The sequence below is a fragment of the Pseudomonas sp. ANT_H4 genome (genome assembly GCF_008369295.1).
In the GTDB taxonomy this organism is placed as follows: Bacteria; Pseudomonadota; Gammaproteobacteria; order Pseudomonadales; family Pseudomonadaceae; genus Aquipseudomonas.
On the sequence record NZ_VOBG01000080.1, the window covers coordinates 1 to 994 of the forward strand.

The window sequence follows — 994 nt, forward strand, 5'->3', positions numbered from 1 at the left end:
CACCCCGCGCGGCATGGTGTCGCGAGCGTATTCAATCTCCAGTTGCGTGCCCTGCAGAATCATCTGGGTCGCTTCTTCCTTCATCCCGGCATCCCACAAGTGTGGGTTTTCGATTTTGATCTGGTTGATCACATCGATACCGAAGTTCAGGTGCATTGATTCATCGCGCAGGATGTATTGGAACTGCTCGGCCACGCCGGTCATTTTGTTGCGCCGACCCATGGACAGGATCTGGGTGAAGCCGCAGTAGAAGAAGATGCCTTCCAGGACGCAGTAGTAGGCGACCAGGTTGCGCAGCAGCTCTTTGTCGGTGTCGACGGTGCCGGTTTCGAATTTCGGGTCGGAGATGGCGCGGGTGTATTTCAGGCCCCAGGCTGCCTTTTTGGCGACCGATGGGATCTCGTGGTACATGTTGAAGATCTCGCCTTCATCCATGGCCAGCGATTCGATGCAGTATTGGTAGGCGTGGGTGTGGATCGCCTCTTCGAAGGCCTGGCGCAGGATGTACTGGCGGCACTCCGGGTTGGTGATCAGGCGGTACACGGCCAGGACCAAGTTGTTGGCGACCAACGAATCAGCCGTGGAGAAGAAGCCCAGGTTGCGCATGACGATGCGACGTTCGTCGTCGGTCAGGCCTTCGGGGTCTTTCCACAGGGCGATGTCGGCGGTCATGTTGACCTCTTGCGGCATCCAGTGGTTGGCGCAGCCGTCGAGGTATTTCTGCCAGGCCCAGTCGTACTTGAAGGGCACGAGTTGGTTGAGGTCGGCGCGGCAGTTGATCATGCGCTTTTCGTCGACGGCGACGCGGGCGGCAGCACCTTCCAACTCGGCGAGGCCTTCGGCGACATCGAGTTTGTCCAGGGCGGCCTTGGCGCGCACGATAGCGGCGGAGTCGTTAGCGGTGACGGCGCGGGCTTCGATGGCGGCGGCAGCGCCGGCACCGTCGAGGCGGTCCATGTTGGCTTCGGTGGCGTGGCCGGCGTTGGCGCCTTTG

Annotated in this window: 1 protein-coding gene; it reads right to left on the reverse strand. The window is 60.9% G+C overall.

All coding sequences use genetic code 11. The features are described from left to right. Positions 1-957, reverse strand: a 957-nt coding sequence (locus tag FQ182_RS29625) for a ribonucleotide-diphosphate reductase subunit beta (RefSeq protein WP_218575117.1), incomplete at its 3' end; no start/stop codon positions are given. Between the last annotated feature and the right edge of the window lie 37 nt (positions 958-994).